Raw genomic sequence first — 21,093 nt, 5'->3', positions numbered from 1 at the left:
CTTTTTTTCATAACGATTTAATAACGTTAGGGGAGAATTTGAAAGTAAGCGTGATTACCAAATATCAAAAAGAGCATACCGAAAAGGAATGATAGATATGTCATGAGTCTAGTGATCCGATTGATTTAAAAAAACGGATACGGTGATAGGGTCATTATGAGTTTGTAAAAATATGAAAAATGATGATTATGGTGGATGTGTCCCGTAAGTTTGCTGCCGTAGAAAAGAAATTGGCAGAAGGGAATGTATTTGACGAAGATACTTCTATAAGGAGATTGAGGACAAGCATAATGTATAAATTGATTGTGATTGAAATTGCTCATTAAGATTGAATTGTTTTGTTGTTGAATTATGGTATCTTGTGTCGCTTCCAATCTTTCCAAATGATGTTAAACAACTACTACATCACTTTCGGATTAACCATCAAATCATTATCCATGACAGTCATAAAGAAAAATCACCAACCTGTATATTAGTTGGTGATTTTACATAATCATTAAACAACGATGGTTACTCTCCAGCAGTCTTTAAGAAATAGTTAATCATTGCCAGTTTCCATGAATAGTTGGATTATCATTGTTTATCAGCATTAGGCTATCCCCGATATCGCGATTTCAATTTTTGAGGATTCTTTTTATTTCAACAACTCTTTCACCTTATTTACAACATTTTCAACGGTGAATCCGTATTCCTCTATTAATTTATTGCCATTTCCGGATGCACCAAATGTGTTTATGCCAAGAACTGCTCCTTTTTCACCAACGTATTTTTCCCAACCGAAAGGAGATCCCATCTCGATTGCAAGACGAGGCTTCACTGTAGAAGGTAAGACAGATTCTTTATAAGCTTCATCTTGTTGTTCAAAGCGATCCCATGAAGGCATACTCACAACATCAACAGAAATTCCGCTTTCTATTAATACACCTTGTGCCCGTATTGCTAGTTGAACTTCTGAACCTGTCGCAATTACTAACGCATCCGGAACTTCTTTTTCACCTTTACTGATTATATATGCCCCATGTTTTACACCTACATACGCATTTTTTGCTGTCCCTTCTAATGTTGGCAAGTTTTGGCGAGTCAATACTAATACCGTTGGCTGGTCTTTGCTTTCCAAAGCGAGACGCCATGCAGCTTGGACTTCATTCGCATCTGCCGGCCGGATAACCGAAAGATTAGGAATGGCTCTTAATCCAGCTAATTGTTCAACGGGTTGGTGGGTTGGACCATCTTCTCCTACCGCAATTGAATCATGAGTAAATACATAGGTTACCGGCACACTCATTAAAGCAGATAAGCGAATCGCTGGTTTTAAGTAGTCACTAAATACGAAGAAGGTAGCTCCTTGAACTTTTACACCTCCGTGAAGTGCCATCCCGTTCAGCGCTGCACCCATTGCAAATTCCCGAACACCAAACCAAATATTTCTGCCTGAGTAATTTTCCGGGCAAAAATCACCTTGTCCAACCATATAATTTTTGTTTGATTCAAATAAGTCAGCACTACCACCAATTAAATTTGTAACTTTTTTCACAATGGCATTTAACACTTTACTGGAAGAAACACGAGTTGCGACCGTTTCTCCGGGTGTGAATACCGGTAAATCCTTGTCCCAGCCATTCGGAAGTTCACCGCTAATGGCAGTTTGAAATTCAGTTGCCTTTTCAACATATTTTTCTTTATATTCAGTAAATGTCTTTTCCCACTTCTCTTCAGCAGCCTTACCTGATTCTACAATTTTTTCATTGAAATCAGCATAAACTTCCTCTGGTACTTCAAATTCCGGATAATGCCAGCTGTAAAATTCTTTTGTTAATTTGCTTTCATCTTTACCGAGCGGTGCACCGTGTGATTTAGAAGAACCGGACTTATTTGGTGACCCGTAACCGATAACTGTTTTTATTTCGATTAATGTCGGTTGATCTGTATTTAATCTAGCCTCTTTTATTGCTTGACGGATAGCGTTTAAATCGTTACCGTCTTCAACGCGCAACACTTGCCAACCAAGCGCTTCAAAACGTTTTTGAACATTATCGGAGTTTGTTAGGCTCAAATCTCCATCTAATGAAATATCGTTTGAATCATATAGGACAACCAATTTGCCAAGTTTTAAATGTCCGGCAAGTGATGTTGCTTCATGGGAAATGCCTTCCATTAAGTCCCCGTCACCGACAAGAGCATAAGTATAATGGTCAACAATTTTTAAATCTTCCCGATTATATTTTGCAGCTAGGAAACACTCTGCCATTGCCATTCCAACTGCCATTGATATCCCTTGACCCAATGGACCGGTTGTCGCTTCAACACCGTCCGTATGATGGACTTCCGGATGCCCCGGTGTTTTTGAACCCAATTGACGGAAGTTTTTTAAGTCATCAATTGTAACATGATAACCGGATAGATGTAACAAACTGTATAATAATGCAGAGCCATGACCGGCAGATAAAACAAAACGATCGCGATTAAACCATTTTGGGTTTTTCGGATTATGTTTCATAAATTCGGTCCATAGCACATATGCCATTGGTGCTGCACCCATTGGTAATCCCGGGTGACCGGAGTTTGCCTTTTCAATCATATCAATGGATAATGTTCGAAGCGCATTGACTGATAATTGTTCAACAGAAACGGTGCTAACCATTAGATTTCCTCCTATAGTTTCTATTTTTGTTAAATCAAGTGCAATAGTTGACCGCAAATTGCCCTAATCTATGAAAGGTTTATCACCCAAAAAGGTTAGATATAGTATTGTTTAAAATTGATATAACAAATCATCGTGCTTCGAATGTAAGATTGTTAGAAAAATACATCTTTTTGGGTGTAAACCATAAAGAACTAGTTACTCTTTTTTTGGAACCTTTTTCCAGTCTTCTAAAAATTGTTTAATTCCTTTTTCTGTTAAAGGGTGGCTCCATAGTTTAGGAAATAGATTCCCGGGGATTGTGGCAATATCTGCACCGGCAATTGCCGCCTCTTCAACATGTTGGAGATTCCGTACACTTGCAGTAATAATTTCTGTTTCGTAATTGTAGTTGGAAAGTACTGTCTTTAGACGTTTAATTAATTGAAGACCTTCCGTACCTATATCATCAAGTCTTCCTACAAATGGGCTAACATAAGTTGCACCGGCTTTTGCAGCCATTAATCCTTGAGCAACAGTGAATATTAATGTAACATTTGTTTTAATACCTTCTTTGGAAAGAATATGGACAGCTGCCAAACCTGCTTCGGTCATCGGGATTTTTACAACGACATTTGGAGCCCATGTTGCAAGAACTCTCGCTTCCTCAACCATTTCTTCTGTTGTTAAACCGATAACTTCTGCACTTACCGGACCGTCTACTATACTACAAATCTCTTTAATAACTTCTTCAAAATCTCTGCCTTCATGAGCGATAATCGTTGGATTGGTCGTTACACCATTGACTAAACCAAGACGTTTTACACGTTTTATTTCATCAATATTTGCTGTATCAAGAAAAAACTTCATGAATCTTACCTCCTATACTTTTTGAGTTAGTTATTTTATAAAGGAAACACTGACGTCCCAATAACTAGAGACAGGAAACACTTTGTTCACTAAAAAACCAGTGGCATGTTTTCGATTGTGATTGGATTTTTTGGAATTACTTTTGCCGGTTTTTAATTTATATTTAAATTTTTTCTATGTCAAAATTTGTTTCAAAACCAGGGTTTTTCCTTACTTGCAAAAATGTTCTGTTTCAACATAACGTAGTTTTTTATCTTTTCCATGAATTATTATTGATTTTGTAATAAATTTATTATTGTTTTGGCGGATTCCACTGATTAACATGTTGTTTGTAATACCCGTTGCAACAAAAAGGCAATCTTCTGCATTGACTAGTTGGTCATGGGTAAGTGCCTGTTTCGGATCAGGTAGTCCCATTTGTTTACATCTTTCGTACTCTTCATTTGTTCGAGGCAGTAATCTCGCTTGCATATCACCGCCTAGACTTTTGATTCCTACTGCTGCTAAAATACCTTCAGGAGCGCCTCCAATGCCAATAAACATATCGATTTTTAAATGTTCAATACATGTTGACATAGCTGGTATAACATCACCTTCTTCAAAAAGAAGAACTTTACCACCAAGGGTCCGAATTTGATCAATCATTGACTGATGACGTTCCCTTCCTTGAATAATAATCGTTAGTTCATTAACTTTCTTTCCTTTTGCTTCAGCAACTGCATATAGATTTTCTTCAAGAGACCGATTAATATTGATTGCTCCTTTTGCTTCCGGTCCGGTGGCGATTTTTTCCATATACATGTCCGGTGCATGAAGTAAAGAGCCTTTTGGAGCAGCTGCGATAACGGTAATTGCATCATTTTGACCATGAATGGTTGAAGTAGTTCCATCAATCGGGTCTACAGCTAAATCCACAGCAGGACCTATACCGGTACCAACTCTTTCCCCAATAAACAGCATTGGTGCCTGATCAATTTCCCCTTCACCAATAACAACAATTCCGTTCATGGCAATCTCGTTTAAAAATAGCCGCATTGCACTAGTTGCAGCCCGATCAGCCTCATACTTATTCCCGCTACCCACCCAAGGCAGCGATGCGATAGCCGCTGATTCCGTCACATTTAAAAAATCAATAATTAAACGTTGCATTGGAAACCACTCCTTTTAAAGCCATTTAGAAGTTTTAACAACCGCAAGAACCTGCGACAACTTGTTGACCTTCTCCAGTTAAAAATTGTTTTTCCTTCTCTACAATTTTATCGACCTTGCGCTGAGAACCACCTTGCCACTTAACATTTAAGTAAGCGGCTACAACTTTCTTAGCAACTTCCGGGCCAATAATTTTTGCACCCATTGTAATAATTTGTGCATCATTACTTAGTTGGGCTCTTTCTGCAGAATAAACATCATGAGCCATGGCAGCACGAATTCCCGGATATTTGTTAGCTGCAATACAAACACCAATTCCTGTACCGCAAATCAATATTCCCCGTTCTATTTCACCATTACTTACCCCTTCCGCCACTTTAAAAGCAACATCAGGATAATCAATCGCTTCTATTGAATAACAACCATAATCTTTTACTTCGTGACCCAGTTCCTCAACAAAACTTTTTATTGTTTCTTTCAATTCAAAACCATTATGATCACTACCAATTCCAATTTTCATTTTTAAGACTCCTTTCGATTTGAAAAATATAATTGCATTTTCCTTAACTATCCAATATCATTTTATTACGTTTACTTTTTATTTTCAAGTTTTATTTTCGTTTGTTTTTGTTTTAAAAATATTTTGTGCTTATATTTAATATTTTTTCTTTTATTTCTTGCCAATCATTAATTTTTTGTTTAAACTTGTTATATTAAAATAAATTATATTTCAGGATTTTTATTTGCTTTTAATTTTTTTTACTTGTATTAAAGAAGATGATAGTAGTAACGAATGTCTGGGGGGTAAAATGTGACTAAATTATTTGCAACCGAGAGAAGACAATTAATTTTAACTATTTTAAAGGAAAAAAAACGGGTAACTGTTAAAGATTTAGCGAGAGATGTAAACGTTTCCGAGGCAACTCTACGGACGGATTTAAACATATTAGAAGAAGAGGGACTTTTAACTCGTACACATGGTGGTGCTGTATTAAACGAGGAGTTCCCTGCAAAAAAGAGCTTCTCTGAAAGGGAAAAGAAAAATCGAGATTCTAAATTTGCGATTGCGAAAAAAGCAATTGACTTTATCTCACATAAAGATTGTATTCTTCTTGATGCAAGTACGACAACCCTTGAATTAGCCAAACTTTTACGCGAATCTAATAAGCACATTACCGTTGTTACAAACGGACTTTCACAAGCGTTGGAATTGAAAGAGAACCCTAGTATCAATGTTATTTTAATCGGCGGAATTGCTAGAATGGGGTCTATGGCGATTGAGGGACTACTTGGCAAAAGTGTCTTAGAGAAAATCAATATTGATACTATGTTCACATCAGCAAGCGGTTTTACCGTTGAGGAAGGTCTTACCGACTTTAATGTTTATGAAGTAGAATTAAAAAAAGTTATGGTGGAAAAAGCGAATAAAATCATCGCATTATTAGATTCTTCCAAGATTGGAACAAGTTCAATTGCAACTTTTGCTACTTGTGAACAAATTGATACTATGATTACTGATAAAAATCTTTCAAATGAATTAATTAGTCAATTAAAGGATTACAATATTACAATTTTATCCTGATTAATTACAATAAGATCTGAATCAAATACTATTTATTAAAGGTACATCCCTTATTTCCATAGTTCCTTCTCATAAAATCCGGTACACTTTCAAGAACAAGATAAGGCCAATGACAAATGTCAACTATTACTTAAACCCCAATAATTAACTTGGTTGGAAGACTAGCCCTTTGTTGGCTAGTCTTCCTTTCACTATGAGTATTTTTTAATTTTCTTTTTCAACTTTGTTATTTACATAATTTAGAAATGCTTCTAATAATAGATAACAAGAGGTAGCTCCCGGGTCTTGTACACCGATTGATCGATTACCTAAGCGGCTGGATCGCCCTTTTTTCGATAATAAATCTTTTGTTGACTCCATACCTTTTTTTGCTTCATTTACAGCAGATGTAAATGCACTGACAAAATCTCTGGATTGATTAAATTGGGTTTCTAGTTCAATTACGAATGGAGCTAATGTATCTACCATCGTTTTATCACCGACTTGTGCGCCTCCGCGTTCTTGAATGCCTTTTCCAAATGCAATCCAGAATTCAATTAAATCTTGATCATTTACAATTGTTTTCCCTTTAACTACCTTTGCACCGCGCATAAAGCCAGTTGCATACAATGGACCTACTGATGAACCAACCGCACTTAAAAATGTTTTTCCAACCGTAAGATTTACTTTCGCAGGATCTTCTTCGTAAGCTAATTCTTTATTTAACTTTTCGTTTACCGCTTGCCAACCAATGGACATTGTTACACCATGGTCACCATCGCCTACTTTACGATCTAACTCACAGAGATAATCTTTTTGCTGTTCTATCATTTCTACAATAGATTTAAAATAGTTTATAAAATCTTTTGCTGTAAATTCCATCATAAAACCCCCTTGCTATTTTTGTACAAACATTGGTGTATCAACAGGGTAATCTATCATTTTTTCTAGTTCCTCATCCAATTTTATTAATGTAACTGAACAGCCCCCCATTTCCAGGGAAGTAATATAGTTGCCAACATATGAACGATAAATTTCAATTTCACGCTCACTTAATAACTGTTCAACTCGCCGAAACATAATATATAATTCCATATATGGTGTAGAACCAAGACCATTTACTAGTACAGCCACTTTATCTCTTTTGTTTATTTCTATATCTGCCAAAATATCATTAACTAAACGTTCAGCTACTTCATCAGCAGGTTTTAGAGGCCCTTTTTCAATTCCGGGTTCTCCATGATGACCGAGGCCGATTTCCATTTCGTCATCGCCGATTTCAAAACTCGGTTTTCCTGTTTGAGGTAGTGAACAGGGTGATAAACCAACCCCCATGGAACGGGTATTATCATTTGCCTTTTTTGCAACTCGAACAACTTCTTCTAAATTATATCCTAAGTCCGCTGCTGCACCTGCTGCTTTCCATATGAAAAATTCACCGGCAATGCCACGCCGTTTTTCTTTTTCTTCTTTTGGGGCAGAAGCAACATCATCCGTTGCTAAAGCTGTTCCAATTTGAATATTCTCTTCTAATTCCGCAATTTCAGCAGCCATGCCGAAATTCATTACATCACCGGCATAGTTACCGAACAAATATACTACACCAGCACCTTTATCAATGGCTTTTGTTACATCTACAATAGGATCCGGAGATGGTGATGAAAAAATATTACCAACTGCAACCCCGTCTGCCATACCTTCTCCTACATATCCTAAGAAAGCCGGTTCATGACCTGAACCACCGCCGATTAAAATTCCGACTTTACCTTCTTTTGTTTTTCGTGTTGTTACTAAGGCACGTTTATTTTCAGGTAATTGTCTAACATAATTAGAGTGGGCTTTTACATAGCCTTCTAACATTTCCTCAACAACGTCTTTTGGGTCATTTATAAGTTTTTTCATCAAGTTTCACTCCATTTCGTAATACTATTAACAATCGTTTCGTCTCAATAAAACTCTTTACACCGAAAGGAAAATTAATTTTAGTTTTCCACTACCTTTTTATCTATTTCTGAAGCCGCTATGTTTGTTTCACTAGGAAGTTTCAAGTAGCTTGTTAAAATTGCAGCAACAAAATATAGACCTGCTAATAACCACATTAAACCTTTGACTCCGATTGCTTCATAAAATAAAGTAACTAATGCAGGACCGACAAATACACATAATCCGGCGCCAAGATTTAAAATTGACATTGCAGCCCCTTTATCCCCATCGCCAACCAAAGAAGGTGTTAAGGCAGACAGTGGAACAAATCCGGCTAAACATGCACCCCAAAGAATACCGGTAACCCCAACAAGAAATACATTTCCTTCAAAGAATTGCGGCGTGTAAAATAGCATTAATGTAAATAATCCACAACCAACCGCTCCAAACCATTTAACCGTATTTCTCCACCCCAATCTATCCCCAACATATCCAAAAATTAAATTAAATGCGATATTAGAGATAAATATCGTTCCCCAAATATTTAACCAAACTGTTGTACTAATACCTTGATCCTTTAAATAAATTGGTAAGAACAGTGGAAATGCATACTGGGAGGCTTGGTTTATAATACGTACTATTCCTGCAATTCCAACTTTCGGCTCCTTCTTAATAATCAAAATACCATTTAATAAGTCTTTCAATCTATTATTCCCTATAGATTTATCCGCTTTTATTATACCAATTTGATCACGGTTAACAACAATTGCTAAAAATGCTCCAATTGAAATAAAAATTAGTGCTGCCCATAATGTACCAATGTGGCCAATAATCGGAATAGCCCAACTGGAAAAAAATGCACCCAATACACTTAATCCGCCGGTAAACACAAACCAAAACCAACCGACTGCTTTTCCTAATTGGTAGCTAGGCGTTCGATAAGTAATCCACACTAAAAATGCATAGGCAAATAGTGGGTAGCCAAATCCTCGAACAGCATATGTCGGGATCATTAAACCGTAATTTAATTCAGGTAAAGCGAAAGTTAGAAACAGTACTTGTCCTATTGCATATGTCAAAACCCCAAGTAACATAGTTTTTCTCGGTCCGATAGCTTCTACCAATACTCCCGAAAACCACGCACCAATCGCAATCGTTACTCCATATGCAGTTGTAAGTCCTGCAGCTTGTTGAACGGTAAGTCCCTGGTCAACAAGATAAGGACTTATCCAAGCAAGTTCCAATCCGTCACCCATCATAAAGATTAGAACACCAATATACCCCCAAAACAGATGAGACGGAATACCAATACGATCTAGAAATGATTGTTTTTTTGTCATAAATCTCCCCCCCTTTTTTTCCACTAGGGCATTACGGTACTATGATGATTTTTAAGGATTTTTCCCCTTTCTCCATTAATTCAAATCCCTTTTGAAATTCTTCAAGTGGTAATTTATGTGTTACAACTCCTTCAGTTGGAAAGTCACCGTTAGCAATACCTTCAATTACTAATGGATAGCAATATGGTCCTAAGTGTGATCCTAATAGATCAAGTTCCTTACGATCACTAATAATACTCCAGTCAACAGTTACTGGTTTGCCAAATACACTAAATTCAACAAAGCGGCCTAATTTTCTTATAGCAAAAAGACCTTGTTCAACAGAAGCAGGATGTCCGGTTGCTTCAATATAAACATCACAACCGTAACCGTCCGTCATATTTTTAATTTCTTTCACGACATCCACTTTTGCAGGATTCATAACAATATCTGCACCAAATTTTTTAGCAATCTCTAAACGATCTTCTTTCAAATCTAATACGACTAATGTTTTGGCACCAGACTTTTTAATTGCACCAATCATCCCTAATCCCAGTGTGCCGGCACCCGAAAGTACTACAACATCCCCTAATTCAATCTGTGCACGTTGCACTGCATGTAAACTGCAGGCATATGGTTCTATTAAAATAGCTTTTTCAATTGGTAAATCCTCGGGAACTTTATAGTTAATTGCTTCTTTGGTAAATTTCATGTATTCTGCCATACCACCGTTAACATTATTTTGGAATCCATAAAGGTCATGCTTTTCACACATCCAATATTGACCACGTTTACAAAAACGGCATTCCCAGCACGGAACAATTTGTTCAGAAATTACTCGATCACCAATTTTAAAGTCTGTAACACCTTTTCCTATTTGAACAACTTTCCCGATAAATTCGTGTCCTGGGATCATCGGCGCTTTTATGTACGGAGGTTGTTTTTCATCACCCCAAAAGCTTGGTGCACCGTAGTAGGCCTTTACATCTCCTGCACAAATACCACAAGCTTCTACTTTAACAATAATTTCTTTATCATTTTCAATTTTAGGAGTTTCTACTTCTTCTAATCTATAATCCCCCGGTGCATATGCAACAACAGCTCTCATTGTTTTTGGTATTTCCAAATCCTTAGACTTTTTATTAATTGTTGTCAATTCCATTAAATTTCTCTCCTTTTTAATTATTTTTCAGTGATTTTCAAAGAAACTAATAAAACTTTTAAGCAAAAGAGAATTGAAAACATTGCAACCGTTTCCAATTAATAGCTTAATTTTAGCACTTTCTTTTCTTTTTTGTCAATATTATTTTTTTATTTTTTTATTTATAATCTTTTGGTTTCGTTTTGAAAATAAAAACACTCTTTTTCTATTGCCTAATAATAACAAATTTAATAAAATATAAATGAATGATTTCAAAACTAAATTGCGAGGGGGTGATAATTATGTCTTTTCATGGTTATGATAAAGACTTTAAAATTACTGACAAAGTAGCGATTATAACCGGTGGCGCCAGCGGAATTGGAAAAGCAATTTCAGAACTGTTTCTTGAAAAGGGCGCAAAGGTTGCAATTTTCGATTTGAAAGAAAATGTAAATGATATTGCAAAACGTATAAATGCTGAACATGCAATTGGCGTTTATTGTGATGTAACAAATAATGATAGTATTAATCAAGCGATTCAAAAAGTAAAAAATTCCTTTGGTAAAATTGATATTCTGGTAAATTGTGCAGGAATTGCATTACTTGACAATGCAGAAAACATTTCTGAAGATTATTGGCAAAAAACTATTGATATTAATCTTACCGGTACATTTAAAATGTCTCAAAAAGTCGGTCAAGCAATGATTAAACAAGGTCATGGCGGGAAAATTATTAATTTAGCTTCACAGGCAGCACTTATTGCCTTGGATAATCATGTTGCTTATTGTGCTAGTAAAGCGGGAGTAATTGGGGTAACTAAAGTTTTAGCTTATGAATGGGCACAATTTAAAATTAATGTTAATGCTATCTCACCAACTGTTATCCTAACGGAATTAGGTAAGAAAGCTTGGGCTGGTGAGAAGGGAGAAAAAGCTAAGAAGGAAATTCCACTCGGTCGGTTTGGTTATCCGGAGGAAGTAGCTGCTGTTGCCTTGTTTTTAGTAAGTGACGCTGCAAACTTAATTACCGGGGAAAACATTGTAATTGACGGTGGTAACACAATTAAATAATTTTTGATCGCCTTTTTCCAATTCCACCTTGATATTTTTCAAAAATGTGGTAAGAACGTTTTTTTAAAAGCAATACTTGGAAAAAGGCAATTTGTCTTTTCAAGAAAAAGGAGCTGACGTGTAGAAAGCTCCTTAAAAAATAGATTTTTAATAAGATAAAAGTTTTTCAACAGATAGTTTTATTCTCTTATCGTTTGGCAACCAATCATCTTCAACTGTTCCCACCGGGTAAGGTGTATCATAACCCGTAACACGTAATATTGGCGCTGATAGAGAAAACAGTCCCTTCTCACTAACTAGCGCAGCAATTTCTGCACCTATTCCGTTCGTTTTTACCGCCTCATGAACAATTAGTAATCGCTCAGTTTTTTCAACAGATTTCAATATTGTTTCAATATCAATTGGGGCAACTGTCCTGAGGTCGATTAACTCTAAATGTATATCTTCCTTTTCATATTCATCTACAATCTTCTTTAATGTTTGAACAGGGGGACCCCACGAAACTATTGTTGCATGGTGTCCTTCTTTTACTATGTGAGCCTTTCCTATCTGAATCTCATACTCACCCTCTGGAGCATCCTGCTTGCATGTACGATACAATTTCATCGGTTCGAGAAATAACACCGGATCATTATCCCTTATTGCCGAAATTAATAATCCCTTGGCATCATATGGATTAGATGGCATAACAATCTTTAAGCCGGGTGTATGAGAAAACAAGGCTTCTAAACTATCGGAATGCAACTCGGGTGTTCGAACTCCTCCACCATATGGACTACGAATAACCATAGGGACATGAAATCTTCCTGCAGATTTAAAGCGCATTCGAGCAGCTTGACTGGCAATTTGATCCATTGCCTCATAAATAAACCCTAAAAATTGAATTTCAGCAACAGGTTTTAATCCATTTACACTCATACCCACCGATGTTCCAATAATTGCCGACTCAGCTAATGGCGTATCTATGACCCTATCTTTTCCAAACCTCTCAATTAACCCATCGGTGACTCGGAAAACTCCCCCGTTTCTTCCTACATCCTCACCTAATATTACAACACGAGGATCCTTTTCCATTTCAATTGTTAATGCCTGCTGTATTGCTTGAACCATTGTTATTTCAGCCATTATGGTCACCATCCTTTCTTTGGATTATGCTGTTGGCCTCCATTTGTTGTTCATACAGATGATTAGTCATCTTATCATAAACATGGTTAAAGATTTCATTTATTTTCGGGAAGTCCTGTTTCTCGACTTCATCTATAATACGGTTCATCTCATCCTGAAAATTATTTTCGAATTCACGATCCTGTTCATCGCTCCAAAGATTCTGTTTATGAATCCACTTTTTCAATCTTATAATCGGGTCCTTTTTTAGCCATTCCTCTTTCTCTTCATTACTTCTATATTTATTTGGATCATCTGATGTTGTATGAGGACCATAACGATAAGTAAGAGCCTCAATCAATGTTGGTCCTCCTCCATTTCTAGCCCGTTCTATTGCTTCTTTTGTTGCCTCATATACAGCTACTACATCATTTCCATCAACCTGAATACCTATCATTCCATAAGCAATAGCCTTTTGAGCAATTGTTTTGCTTGCCATCTGTTGTTTTAAGGGAACACTAATTGCATATTGGTTATTTTGGCAAAAGAAGATGGTAGGTGTCTTATAGACCGCTGCAAAATTCAATGCCTCATGGAAATCTCCTTCAGAGGTAGCGCCATCTCCAAAATAACTAATTGCTACACTAGATTCACCTTTCAGCTTTGAAGCATACCCAATTCCCACGGCATGTAAAGTTTGTGCTGCAATAATAATTTGAATGGGTAAAATATTTACATTTTCAGGGGACTTACCTCCTTCTACATGACCTTTGATATAATATAAAATTTGTTCAATCGGCATACCATGAACAAGACAGGCAGCTATATCACGGTAACTTGGACAAATCCAGTCATTTGAATTTAGAGCAAATGCACTTCCAACCTGGGCTGCCTCTTGTCCGCTAAACGGCGCATAGGTTCCGATACGGCCTTGTCTTTGCAACTTAAGCAATTTTTCATCTAATAACCTAGCCTTTTTCATCCACTTATACATTTCTAGTAATTCGGATTGTTTAATGTTTAGTTTTTGTTCATCTACTAAATTACCTTGTTCGTCTAGTCTTTTTATGATTTTAAATGTTAATTGATTTTCGTCAAACATATTTACCACTCCTATCGAGCTTTTAAAAACCATAACTCTGGGGTTTCCATATATTTCTTTAAATCATTCATGAATTTACCTGCTGGTTCACCGTCAATTATCCGATGATCAAAAGATAAGCTTATCCCCATCACATATCCAATCCCGACTTCTCGGTTTGGTAAGATAACTGGCTTCTCTTTGATTGAATGAATACCAAGTATAGCAACCTGAGGATAATTAATAATTGGAGTTGCAAAAAATCCACCATTAGCACCAGTACTAGAGATAGTAAAAGTACCGCCCTGTAATTCACTTAAGGATAGTTTTCCTTTTAAAGCTTTGTCATTCAACTCAGCAATTTCTATGGCCACCTCCTCTACAGACTTTTTGTCAGCTTGGTGTATAACTGGAACAATTAATCCTTGTGGAGTAGCCATAGCAATACCAATGTTATATTCTTTCTTTAAAATAATATTTTCGTTTTCTTCATCAATAACAGCATTAAAAATTGGGTTTCTTTTTAATACATCCACGACAAATTTTACAATAATTGGTAGGTATGTAATTTTTATCATGGATGTTTTATTCAACTCTGACCTTAAGTGAACAAGCCGCTCTGCATTAATTTCTTCCATCCCTGTAACATGAGGAATAGTAAAGGCGGATTTAGTCATATTTTTATAAATTTGCTTTCTTAATCCTCTGATCGGAAAAATCTCATTTTCTAGCGTTTTGTTGGGAAGATTCATTGGTTCATTGACTAAATCTTTGCTATTTTTATCAATGGTTTCTAAAGTAGCAGCGCTTTTCATTTGCTCCAGATAATTCAGGACATCTTGTTTTGTTATGCGACCATTTTTTTCAGAACCTTGAATGTCTTTTAAATTAATTCCCGATTCCCTTGCAAACTTCCTTACACTAGGTGCAGCAATAATTTTCTTTTCTTGTGAAGAAGATTTTAAGAAAGGAAATCTTGACTCTTCACTGTTCTTTTTTTGCGGTTCACTTATATCTACTTTGACGTTATTTTTATTGACTGTCGTGACCTCTTTATCTAATTCAATCTCAACAAGGGAATCCCCAACATAAATTGTATCCCCCTCTTCACCATTTCTTTTCGTAATTAATCCATTTTTAGGCGATGTAATTTCAACAGCAGCTTTATCTGTTTGAACTTCTACAATTGGTTGATCAATTTCCACATGATCTCCTACATTAATAAACCATTGCAAAATTTCAGCTTCATGCAGCCCTTCACCAATATCAGCGAAAATCAGTTTAAAACTCATAATTTGTCATACCTCCTTTGGTGATATTTCTTTTATTTCCACAAGTTGTCTTGCAGCCATACGTGGTAATATTCGTTCTTTATTTACTATTGAAAAAATTACCTCTACAGTTTTTGATAATCTGTCCCCTAAAAATTGGAAAATTGCTTTAGGTGTTCCTTCTACATTTCCATTTAGGACAGAAACAAATAACCCAGCACCGCCACTGTTTGCAATAAAATCGGGAATAACTAAGATACCACGTTGAAACAGTATTTCTTCTGCTTCTTTCGTAACAGGTAGGTTAGCACCTTCCACAATTATTTTGGCTTCAATCTTATCGACTGCTTCAATATTAATAACATCAGCAATAGCAGCAGGAATTAATACATCTGTTTCAACCTCTAACCATTTACTACCTGTCAATTGTTCGTAGTCACTAGGCAATCTTTTTCTACAAATTAGCCCTTTACTATCCTTTAAGGTTAAAAGCAATGGGATATCTAATCCATCTTCCTTATAAATGGTTCCTTGTATATCCGCAACTGCCACAACCTTAATACCACTTTCATAAAGGAACTTTGCTGCACTTGCTCCAACACTCCCAAAACCTTGAATGGATACCTTAGCTTGTTGAGGGTCTTCTCCTAGTTGCTCTAAACTTTTAATGGTTACCACTGAAACACCGTAGCCTGTTACAAGTTCAGTTAGAGCAGTACCATCATATCTTGCTTTCATTGCCTTTTGTAATTCATTTAATAGAGAAGGAGCATTTTCTTGTTTATCAATAAAAGCTTGAACTGAAGAATTTAATCCCAGTTCGGATAGAATCTGAAGAATGTCCTCTTCACGTGTTCCTAAATCCTCACTTGTTAGCCAACATTCTTTTATATATGGAGTATGTGCTTCAAGATATCTTTTTAACACTTCTTTGCTTTTAGGATCATTGGGTGGAAAATCAATACCTCCTTTCGCTCCGCCAACTGTCATACCTAATCCCGCCATCTTAATGGTCATTATTTCAGCTAATCGTTGTATTTCTTCTTTCGTAACGCCTTTTCTCATTCTGATTCCACCAGCACAAAACCCAGCTTTCATTTCGTCAATAACTAGGTACCCCTTTGCCCCTGTTACTGGATCAATCCATTCTGTGGATAAATATGGTTGTTTCAATTTTATTCCCCCTTGTAAAAATTAATTCTTAATATCAATGCCATCATTTAGATTCGTACTACTTAATATTGAGAGATTTTTCTTTCTGCTGTAAATCATGGTAAATACGATAAGCACAATAGCTAATCCCCCAACAACCGGCGCATCTAAAATTGCCAAAACAGTAAATAAAAAGCTACTAATGATCCCCAATATACTAAATGTAATGAGAAGTGGCTTCGGGATCCTAATGATGGCATGTTCATACTCCCGGCTGGCCTTTTTGAAAATCTTAAGTGCGCTAAATCCCATAATTAATCCGCTTATTAATAAACCAACAATTGTCATTGTTGCAAACACTGTTTCACTGATTCCGGAAATAATAAGGATCATTGGTACTACACTTAATAAAACTAGCGAAATATAAGGAGTACCAAACTTTTGATGTTTTTTAGTAAATAACTTTGATATTACTCCTTCATTCCCCATAACAGCCAACTCCTGTGGTATTACAAGCATAATCGCATTTAGCGTAGTAAAGATGGCTAAAAAACCTCCAACAGCTATTAAGTCTACAACCCAATTTGGTAAAAACAGGCTAGCAGTCATTGGTATCGAAGCGCTAAATCCTATAAATTCATCAATAGGTACAATCGATGTACAAATATAAGATACCCCCATATAAATTAACGCAACAGTCACTAAACTTATTATTATTGCCAAAGGAGTATTCTCTTGAGGGTTCTTTATTTCTCCTCCTATTTCTGTAACAATTCCATAACCTGCATAAGAATAAAAGGATAAAACTGCAGCCATTAAGAGACCACTCACTCCATTTCTTAAGAATGGACCTTTGTCAAATGCAACAAACTCCGCACTCTGTTGGTGAAGGAATCCAAATATAATGAAGATTAATAACGCTAAAACCATCCATCCTACCATAAATACTTGAAGCTTATTTGCAAAACGAATACCCAAGAAATTTATAAAGAAAAAAAATAAAATTGTTAACAGGGCAATTGGAATTACTGGAATATTAGTAAAGTAGAAAGATAGGTAATTAATAAAACCTAAGGCAAGCATTCCAACAGCTCCAACCCCGGCAAACACCATAAAAAACCCCGCCAATATACCTAATGTTGGATTTAATAAACGACTTGCAAAAATATAACTTCCACCTGAGCTTGGAAATATTGAGCCAAGTTGCATATAGTAAACGCTTCCAAACAAAGCCGGAATTGCTCCAAGCAAAAATGCCAAGGTTAAAGAAGGACCGGTTTGAGCTGCTAGTGGTCCCAGTAAAATAAAAATTGCAGCACCAACCATTATTCCAATAAGTGTAGAAATAGCACCAATTAACCCAATTTTCCCATCCAAAATAATACACCCCATTTTAATTATTTTGAAATTTAACTATATGACACACAGTCATATAGTTAGTTAATTAATATTATGTTAATATGAAATATGACTGCATGTCAATATATTTTTTGAGGTGTTATTTATGAGAGTAGATGGAAGATTGCAACGTTCATTAAAAACAAAGGAGAAGTTATTAAAAGCTGCAGAAAAAGTATTCATAGAACAAGGCTATCAAAATACAACTATAAAGGAAATAAATAAGGAAGCCAATATTGGTCATGGGACTTTTTATATTCATTTTCCGGAAGGCAAGGATGAAATACTGACTCATTTAATGAATAATGTCATGGAAGAATTTTATTCTGTTGCGGATATAGAATTTACTCCCAATTCAAAGGAAAATGCTTTTGAAGTTATTCGGGAACAGGTTTTTCACTTTATTTCATTAGCTGAAAAATATAAAAACCTGTTGATGATTTTTTATGAAGGTATTGGTGTCTCTTCCCTTCTCAAAGAAAAGTGGGAAGACATATTAAATAAATTTATTGATCGAATTGTTAAAGATATACGCTACTCTCAAGATCAAAGCCTTGCAAAAAAACAAATAAATCCAGAAGTTGCATCTCGGATTTTACTTTATTCTGGTGAAAGATTTCTTTGGGAAATCGTCACAGATAAAAACAAATTACCCATTTCTGAAATAGCCGATAATCTCACACATGTTTATATGTTTGGACTATATAAGGGACCAAACGACTGAACGAGATACTATATTTTTTGTATCCGTTAACTTTTGTTATTTTAAGGTCAAAGCAATCCTAATGTATTAAAGAGAAGAAAAAGAATATATATATATGAAAGATTATATTAGAAGGGGGCTCTAAGAAGTCACCATTTGACTTCTTGATGCCTTCCTTTTTAATAAATCCCTTAAATTAATAGATTACAAGAAATTTACACTTTTCGTGTACACCACATTTTGCATTCAATTATTCTGGATAAAAATCAAATATAATAAAATGCCACCATTATATGATGAAAGTCACTAAAATCAAAAACCACCACCAAATTTCCTGGCAGTGGTTTTTTATGTAACAGCAAACTGTTATTTAATACGCTCCACGAACATGGTCATGAACTTCCTTCCAATAAAAATCTGTTAACCGCTGCATTTCATCTGACGTGAAGCTTGGAACATCGTCTGCAGCCAAGTTATCTTCCACTTGCTTAACATTTTTAAATCCTGGAATGACTGTTGAAACAGCTTCGTGGTCTAAAATCCAACGAAGGGCAGCACGCGTCATATTGCTGCGTTTTTGAGCAATCCAACTAACTTGTTCACTTAGTTCAACACCCTTTTCGAATGGGAGACCAGCGAAGGTTTCGCCGACGTTGAATGCTTCCCCATTTTTGTTATAATTTCGATGGTCGTCTTTTTCAAACTGCTCGTTCTTTTTGAATTTACCGGTTAATAATCCGCTAGCCAACGGAACTCTAGCCAAAATGCCAACTTTCTTTTCCAATGCAACCGGGAACAACTCCTGAACCGGTTTTTGCCTGAAAATATTAAAAATTACTTGCAAAGCACTGACATTCGGATTCGTCATGCAGAAAAGCCCTTCCTCAACAGTTTCCACACTTACACCATAGTAACGAATTTTTCCTTCTTGTTTTAACTTATCTAACAAGGCAAATACTTCTGTGTTTTGCAAGATTTCAAGCGGTGGGCAATGAATTTGATACAGATCAACATATTCGCGATTCAAACGTTTTAAACTGCCTTCTAAATATGTGCGAACTGTTTTTTCACTATAATTTTCAGGATCATGAATATTTCCGGCACGGCAAAACTTGGTTGCAATATAGACTTTATCTTCTTTCCCCTTTGTTGCCTTGGCAAGTAGTTCTTCACTATGACCATTCCCATAAACATCCGCTGTATCAAAGAAATTAACTCCTGCATCCATGGCACGCTCTAATCCTTTCAGCGCTTCCCGGTCATCATGATTTCCCCAGTCACCCCCAATCGCCCAAGTACCAAAACTTAATTCACTAATTTCCAAATCGGTAGAACCTAAACGACGATAATTCACCTTGTGCACCACCCTTTTTCACTTTTCATTTATAATTCAACTTTATCATTTATTTGTATAGATTTGTAACAAGCCTCGATCGCTTCCATATTTTTTATCGTATTTTCAACCGAATAGGACGGGTTCTTTCCTTCAATCACACATTCTGAAAAATGTTCCACTTCCATTGCATATTGGTCTGCAGTAAGTTTCTCAACTCGCTGTTCATTTTCTTTTTCAATGATGATATGCCCTTCACCGCCATAATTATCCGGTCGGTATGCACGAGGAACTTTTATACGTCCCTTTGTCCCGATTATCTCGTATTCATGTCGGAAATTCATATCAAAACTACAGTCAAAAATAGTCGGTACTCCATTTACCATTTTCATATAAACGAAAGATGTAAGGTCTATATTTTGTTCCTTATCAATCTGAGCTTGAACACGGATTTCTTTTGGTTCTGTTTGCAATATATTTCGGATAGAATGAATACAGTAACAACCAATATCGTAAATACTTCCGCCTCCTTTTGCTGCATCCATTCGTATATTTTTTACACGTTCACTAGGATCCATGTAAAAAGAAAAACTTGCTTTCATCATTTTAATTTCGCCTATTTCACCACTGATTAAAATATTACGAACCCTCTGATGTTGCGGGTGAAATTGATACATGAATGCTTCCATGAATAAGACATTATTTTCCTTACAAACTGCCACTACTTCTTTGGCTTCATCTGCCGTTAATGTCACCGGCTTTTCGCTCAACACATGTTTGCCGGCTTGAGCTGCCCTGGTAATCCATTCTTTATGTAGATGATTTGGTAGTGGAATATATATAACATCTATTTCCGGATCATTTAATAATGCTTCATAACTTTCATAAGCCTTGGGTATTTCTAACTTCTCGGCAATTTCATGGACTTTTTCCGAGCGGCTTGCAATCGCAACAACTTCAGTATTTCTCGACCGCTTGATTGCAGGAATTAATTGAGTTTGAGCAATTTTTGCGGTACCTAGAATACCCCAGTGGACAGTTTTCAGCAAATATACCTCCCTATGGAAATTTTTCAAATTCTTATGGACTTTGTTTTTCAGAACTCTATATTTATAAAAGTACTATTTTAAATATATCTGTAATAAAAAGAGCAGAAGATCTAGTCTATTAAACCTCCATTTCCAAAAACTTTGTATATTGATTAAACAAATTGCATATATAGCGTAACACAAACTAAATTTTTAGTAAACGTTTGCAACTTTAACTTTCCTATTATTTTTAACAATATTTTTGTTATATATCACCACTAGTGTTGCATAAATAATGTCATAATTTTCAGATTAATTATTTTCCCAACTTAGGGCCAAAAAAGTAAATACCCAACTAAAGGTGGCCCTA

18 protein-coding genes are annotated in these 21,093 nt (G+C 35.9%); 3 read left to right on the top strand and 15 right to left on the bottom strand.

Features of this window, described 5'->3' with window-relative positions:
- Positions 1–634: 634 nt before the first annotated feature.
- From tkt to rpiB, 4 genes are all read right to left on the bottom strand, one after another.
- Positions 635–2,641, bottom strand: a complete 2,007-nt coding sequence (tkt, locus tag LIZ98_RS09615) for a transketolase (RefSeq protein ID WP_227139542.1) — start codon at positions 2,639–2,641, stop codon at positions 635–637.
- A gap of 198 nt (positions 2,642–2,839) precedes the next feature.
- A complete protein-coding gene (fsa, locus tag LIZ98_RS09610) occupies positions 2,840–3,490 on the bottom strand; it encodes a fructose-6-phosphate aldolase (protein WP_034767736.1) in 651 nt (216 codons plus the stop codon).
- 210 nt (positions 3,491–3,700) lie between these two features.
- Complete coding sequence (glpX, locus tag LIZ98_RS09605) at positions 3,701–4,639, bottom strand: class II fructose-bisphosphatase (RefSeq protein ID WP_227139541.1); 939 nt, start codon at positions 4,637–4,639, stop codon at positions 3,701–3,703.
- Positions 4,640–4,673: 34 nt separating this feature from the next.
- Positions 4,674–5,159, bottom strand: coding sequence for a ribose 5-phosphate isomerase B (rpiB, locus tag LIZ98_RS09600; RefSeq protein ID WP_227139540.1), 486 nt, complete (start codon positions 5,157–5,159; stop codon positions 4,674–4,676).
- Between the two features lie 291 nt (positions 5,160–5,450).
- Here rpiB and LIZ98_RS09595 point away from each other — a divergent pair, with 291 nt between their 5' ends.
- Positions 5,451–6,221, top strand: a complete 771-nt coding sequence (locus LIZ98_RS09595) for a DeoR/GlpR family DNA-binding transcription regulator (protein ID WP_227139539.1) — start codon at positions 5,451–5,453, stop codon at positions 6,219–6,221.
- A 204-nt stretch (positions 6,222–6,425) separates the two neighbouring features.
- On the opposite strand, the gene dhaL is transcribed toward LIZ98_RS09595, so the two are convergent.
- The 4 genes from dhaL to LIZ98_RS09575 all read right to left on the bottom strand — a co-directional run bounded on the left by dhaL (position 6,426) and on the right by LIZ98_RS09575 (position 10,604).
- Positions 6,426–7,082 carry a dihydroxyacetone kinase subunit DhaL gene (gene dhaL, locus LIZ98_RS09590; protein WP_227139538.1) on the bottom strand — a complete coding sequence of 219 codons (657 nt, stop codon included), beginning with the start codon at positions 7,080–7,082 and terminating at the stop codon, positions 6,426–6,428.
- A 15-nt stretch (positions 7,083–7,097) separates the two neighbouring features.
- Positions 7,098–8,102: a dihydroxyacetone kinase subunit DhaK gene (locus LIZ98_RS09585; protein WP_227139537.1), complete on the bottom strand. Its 1,005-nt coding sequence runs from the start codon at positions 8,100–8,102 to the stop codon at positions 7,098–7,100.
- A gap of 80 nt (positions 8,103–8,182) precedes the next feature.
- The gene (locus LIZ98_RS09580; RefSeq protein ID WP_227139536.1) at positions 8,183–9,463 is read right to left on the bottom strand and encodes an MFS transporter; all 1,281 of its coding nucleotides are present in this window, start codon (positions 9,461–9,463) and stop codon (positions 8,183–8,185) included.
- Positions 9,464–9,494: 31 nt separating this feature from the next.
- Complete coding sequence (locus LIZ98_RS09575) at positions 9,495–10,604, bottom strand: MDR/zinc-dependent alcohol dehydrogenase-like family protein (RefSeq protein ID WP_227139535.1); 1,110 nt, start codon at positions 10,602–10,604, stop codon at positions 9,495–9,497.
- Between the two features lie 281 nt (positions 10,605–10,885).
- Here LIZ98_RS09575 and LIZ98_RS09570 point away from each other — a divergent pair, with 281 nt between their 5' ends.
- Entirely contained in the window at positions 10,886–11,653 is a 768-nt protein-coding gene (locus tag LIZ98_RS09570; protein ID WP_227139534.1) for an SDR family oxidoreductase, read from the top strand.
- A 147-nt stretch (positions 11,654–11,800) separates the two neighbouring features.
- Here LIZ98_RS09570 and LIZ98_RS09565 read toward each other — a convergent pair whose 3' ends face one another.
- Genes LIZ98_RS09565 through LIZ98_RS09545 form a run of 5 tightly spaced genes read right to left on the bottom strand, consistent with a single transcriptional unit; the run spans position 11,801 to position 17,638 of the window.
- Positions 11,801–12,778 carry an alpha-ketoacid dehydrogenase subunit beta gene (locus LIZ98_RS09565; RefSeq protein WP_227139533.1) on the bottom strand — a complete coding sequence of 326 codons (978 nt, stop codon included), beginning with the start codon at positions 12,776–12,778 and terminating at the stop codon, positions 11,801–11,803.
- The gene (pdhA, locus tag LIZ98_RS09560; protein ID WP_227139532.1) at positions 12,771–13,859 is read right to left on the bottom strand and encodes a pyruvate dehydrogenase (acetyl-transferring) E1 component subunit alpha; all 1,089 of its coding nucleotides are present in this window, start codon (positions 13,857–13,859) and stop codon (positions 12,771–12,773) included. The genes LIZ98_RS09565 and pdhA overlap by 8 nt, the downstream gene beginning before the upstream one ends.
- Positions 13,860–13,870: 11 nt before the next feature.
- Positions 13,871–15,130, bottom strand: a complete 1,260-nt coding sequence (locus LIZ98_RS09555) for a dihydrolipoamide acetyltransferase family protein (RefSeq protein WP_227139531.1) — start codon at positions 15,128–15,130, stop codon at positions 13,871–13,873.
- Positions 15,131–15,136: 6 nt separating this feature from the next.
- Complete coding sequence (locus LIZ98_RS09550) at positions 15,137–16,282, bottom strand: Glu/Leu/Phe/Val family dehydrogenase (protein WP_052514514.1); 1,146 nt, start codon at positions 16,280–16,282, stop codon at positions 15,137–15,139.
- A 21-nt stretch (positions 16,283–16,303) separates the two neighbouring features.
- Positions 16,304–17,638 carry an APC family permease gene (locus tag LIZ98_RS09545; RefSeq protein WP_227139530.1) on the bottom strand — a complete coding sequence of 445 codons (1,335 nt, stop codon included), beginning with the start codon at positions 17,636–17,638 and terminating at the stop codon, positions 16,304–16,306.
- A gap of 127 nt (positions 17,639–17,765) precedes the next feature.
- Between LIZ98_RS09545 and LIZ98_RS09540 the strand changes: the two genes are divergently transcribed.
- Positions 17,766–18,383, top strand: a complete 618-nt coding sequence (locus LIZ98_RS09540) for a TetR/AcrR family transcriptional regulator (protein ID WP_227139529.1) — start codon at positions 17,766–17,768, stop codon at positions 18,381–18,383.
- Positions 18,384–18,732: 349 nt separating this feature from the next.
- Here LIZ98_RS09540 and LIZ98_RS09535 read toward each other — a convergent pair whose 3' ends face one another.
- Positions 18,733–19,716, bottom strand: a complete 984-nt coding sequence (locus LIZ98_RS09535; protein WP_041844711.1) for an aldo/keto reductase — start codon at positions 19,714–19,716, stop codon at positions 18,733–18,735.
- Positions 19,717–19,745: 29 nt separating this feature from the next.
- Positions 19,746–20,744 (bottom strand): Gfo/Idh/MocA family protein, encoded by a 999-nt coding sequence (locus tag LIZ98_RS09530; protein WP_227139528.1) that lies wholly within the window; start codon positions 20,742–20,744, stop codon positions 19,746–19,748.
- Positions 20,745–21,093 lie beyond the last annotated feature (349 nt).

The organism is Caldibacillus sp. 210928-DFI.2.18 (genome assembly GCF_020554505.1).
Lineage (GTDB): Bacteria > Bacillota > Bacilli > Bacillales > Caldibacillaceae > Caldifermentibacillus > Caldifermentibacillus hisashii.
Note: the sequence above shows the minus strand (reverse complement) of the source record. Positions and strands in the feature narration are given on the sequence as shown.

Excerpts from the sequence above, each read along its gene's own strand:
- tkt (WP_227139542.1), bottom strand. The coding sequence starts at position 2,641 with ATGGTTAGCACCGTTTCTGTTGAACAATTATCAGTCAATGCGCTTCGA.
- fsa (WP_034767736.1), bottom strand. The coding sequence starts at position 3,490 with ATGAAGTTTTTTCTTGATACAGCAAATATTGATGAAATAAAACGTGTA.
- glpX (WP_227139541.1), bottom strand. The coding sequence starts at position 4,639 with ATGCAACGTTTAATTATTGATTTTTTAAATGTGACGGAATCAGCGGCT.
- rpiB (WP_227139540.1), bottom strand. The coding sequence starts at position 5,159 with ATGAAAATTGGAATTGGTAGTGATCATAATGGTTTTGAATTGAAAGAA.
- dhaL (WP_227139538.1), bottom strand. The coding sequence starts at position 7,082 with ATGGAATTTACAGCAAAAGATTTTATAAACTATTTTAAATCTATTGTA.
- LIZ98_RS09585 (WP_227139537.1), bottom strand. The coding sequence starts at position 8,102 with ATGAAAAAACTTATAAATGACCCAAAAGACGTTGTTGAGGAAATGTTA.
- LIZ98_RS09580 (WP_227139536.1), bottom strand. The coding sequence starts at position 9,463 with ATGACAAAAAAACAATCATTTCTAGATCGTATTGGTATTCCGTCTCAT.
- LIZ98_RS09575 (WP_227139535.1), bottom strand. The coding sequence starts at position 10,604 with ATGGAATTGACAACAATTAATAAAAAGTCTAAGGATTTGGAAATACCA.
- LIZ98_RS09570 (WP_227139534.1), top strand. The coding sequence starts at position 10,886 with ATGTCTTTTCATGGTTATGATAAAGACTTTAAAATTACTGACAAAGTA.
- LIZ98_RS09565 (WP_227139533.1), bottom strand. The coding sequence starts at position 12,778 with ATGGCTGAAATAACAATGGTTCAAGCAATACAGCAGGCATTAACAATT.
- pdhA (WP_227139532.1), bottom strand. The coding sequence starts at position 13,859 with ATGTTTGACGAAAATCAATTAACATTTAAAATCATAAAAAGACTAGAC.
- LIZ98_RS09555 (WP_227139531.1), bottom strand. The coding sequence starts at position 15,130 with ATGAGTTTTAAACTGATTTTCGCTGATATTGGTGAAGGGCTGCATGAA.
- LIZ98_RS09540 (WP_227139529.1), top strand. The coding sequence starts at position 17,766 with ATGAGAGTAGATGGAAGATTGCAACGTTCATTAAAAACAAAGGAGAAG.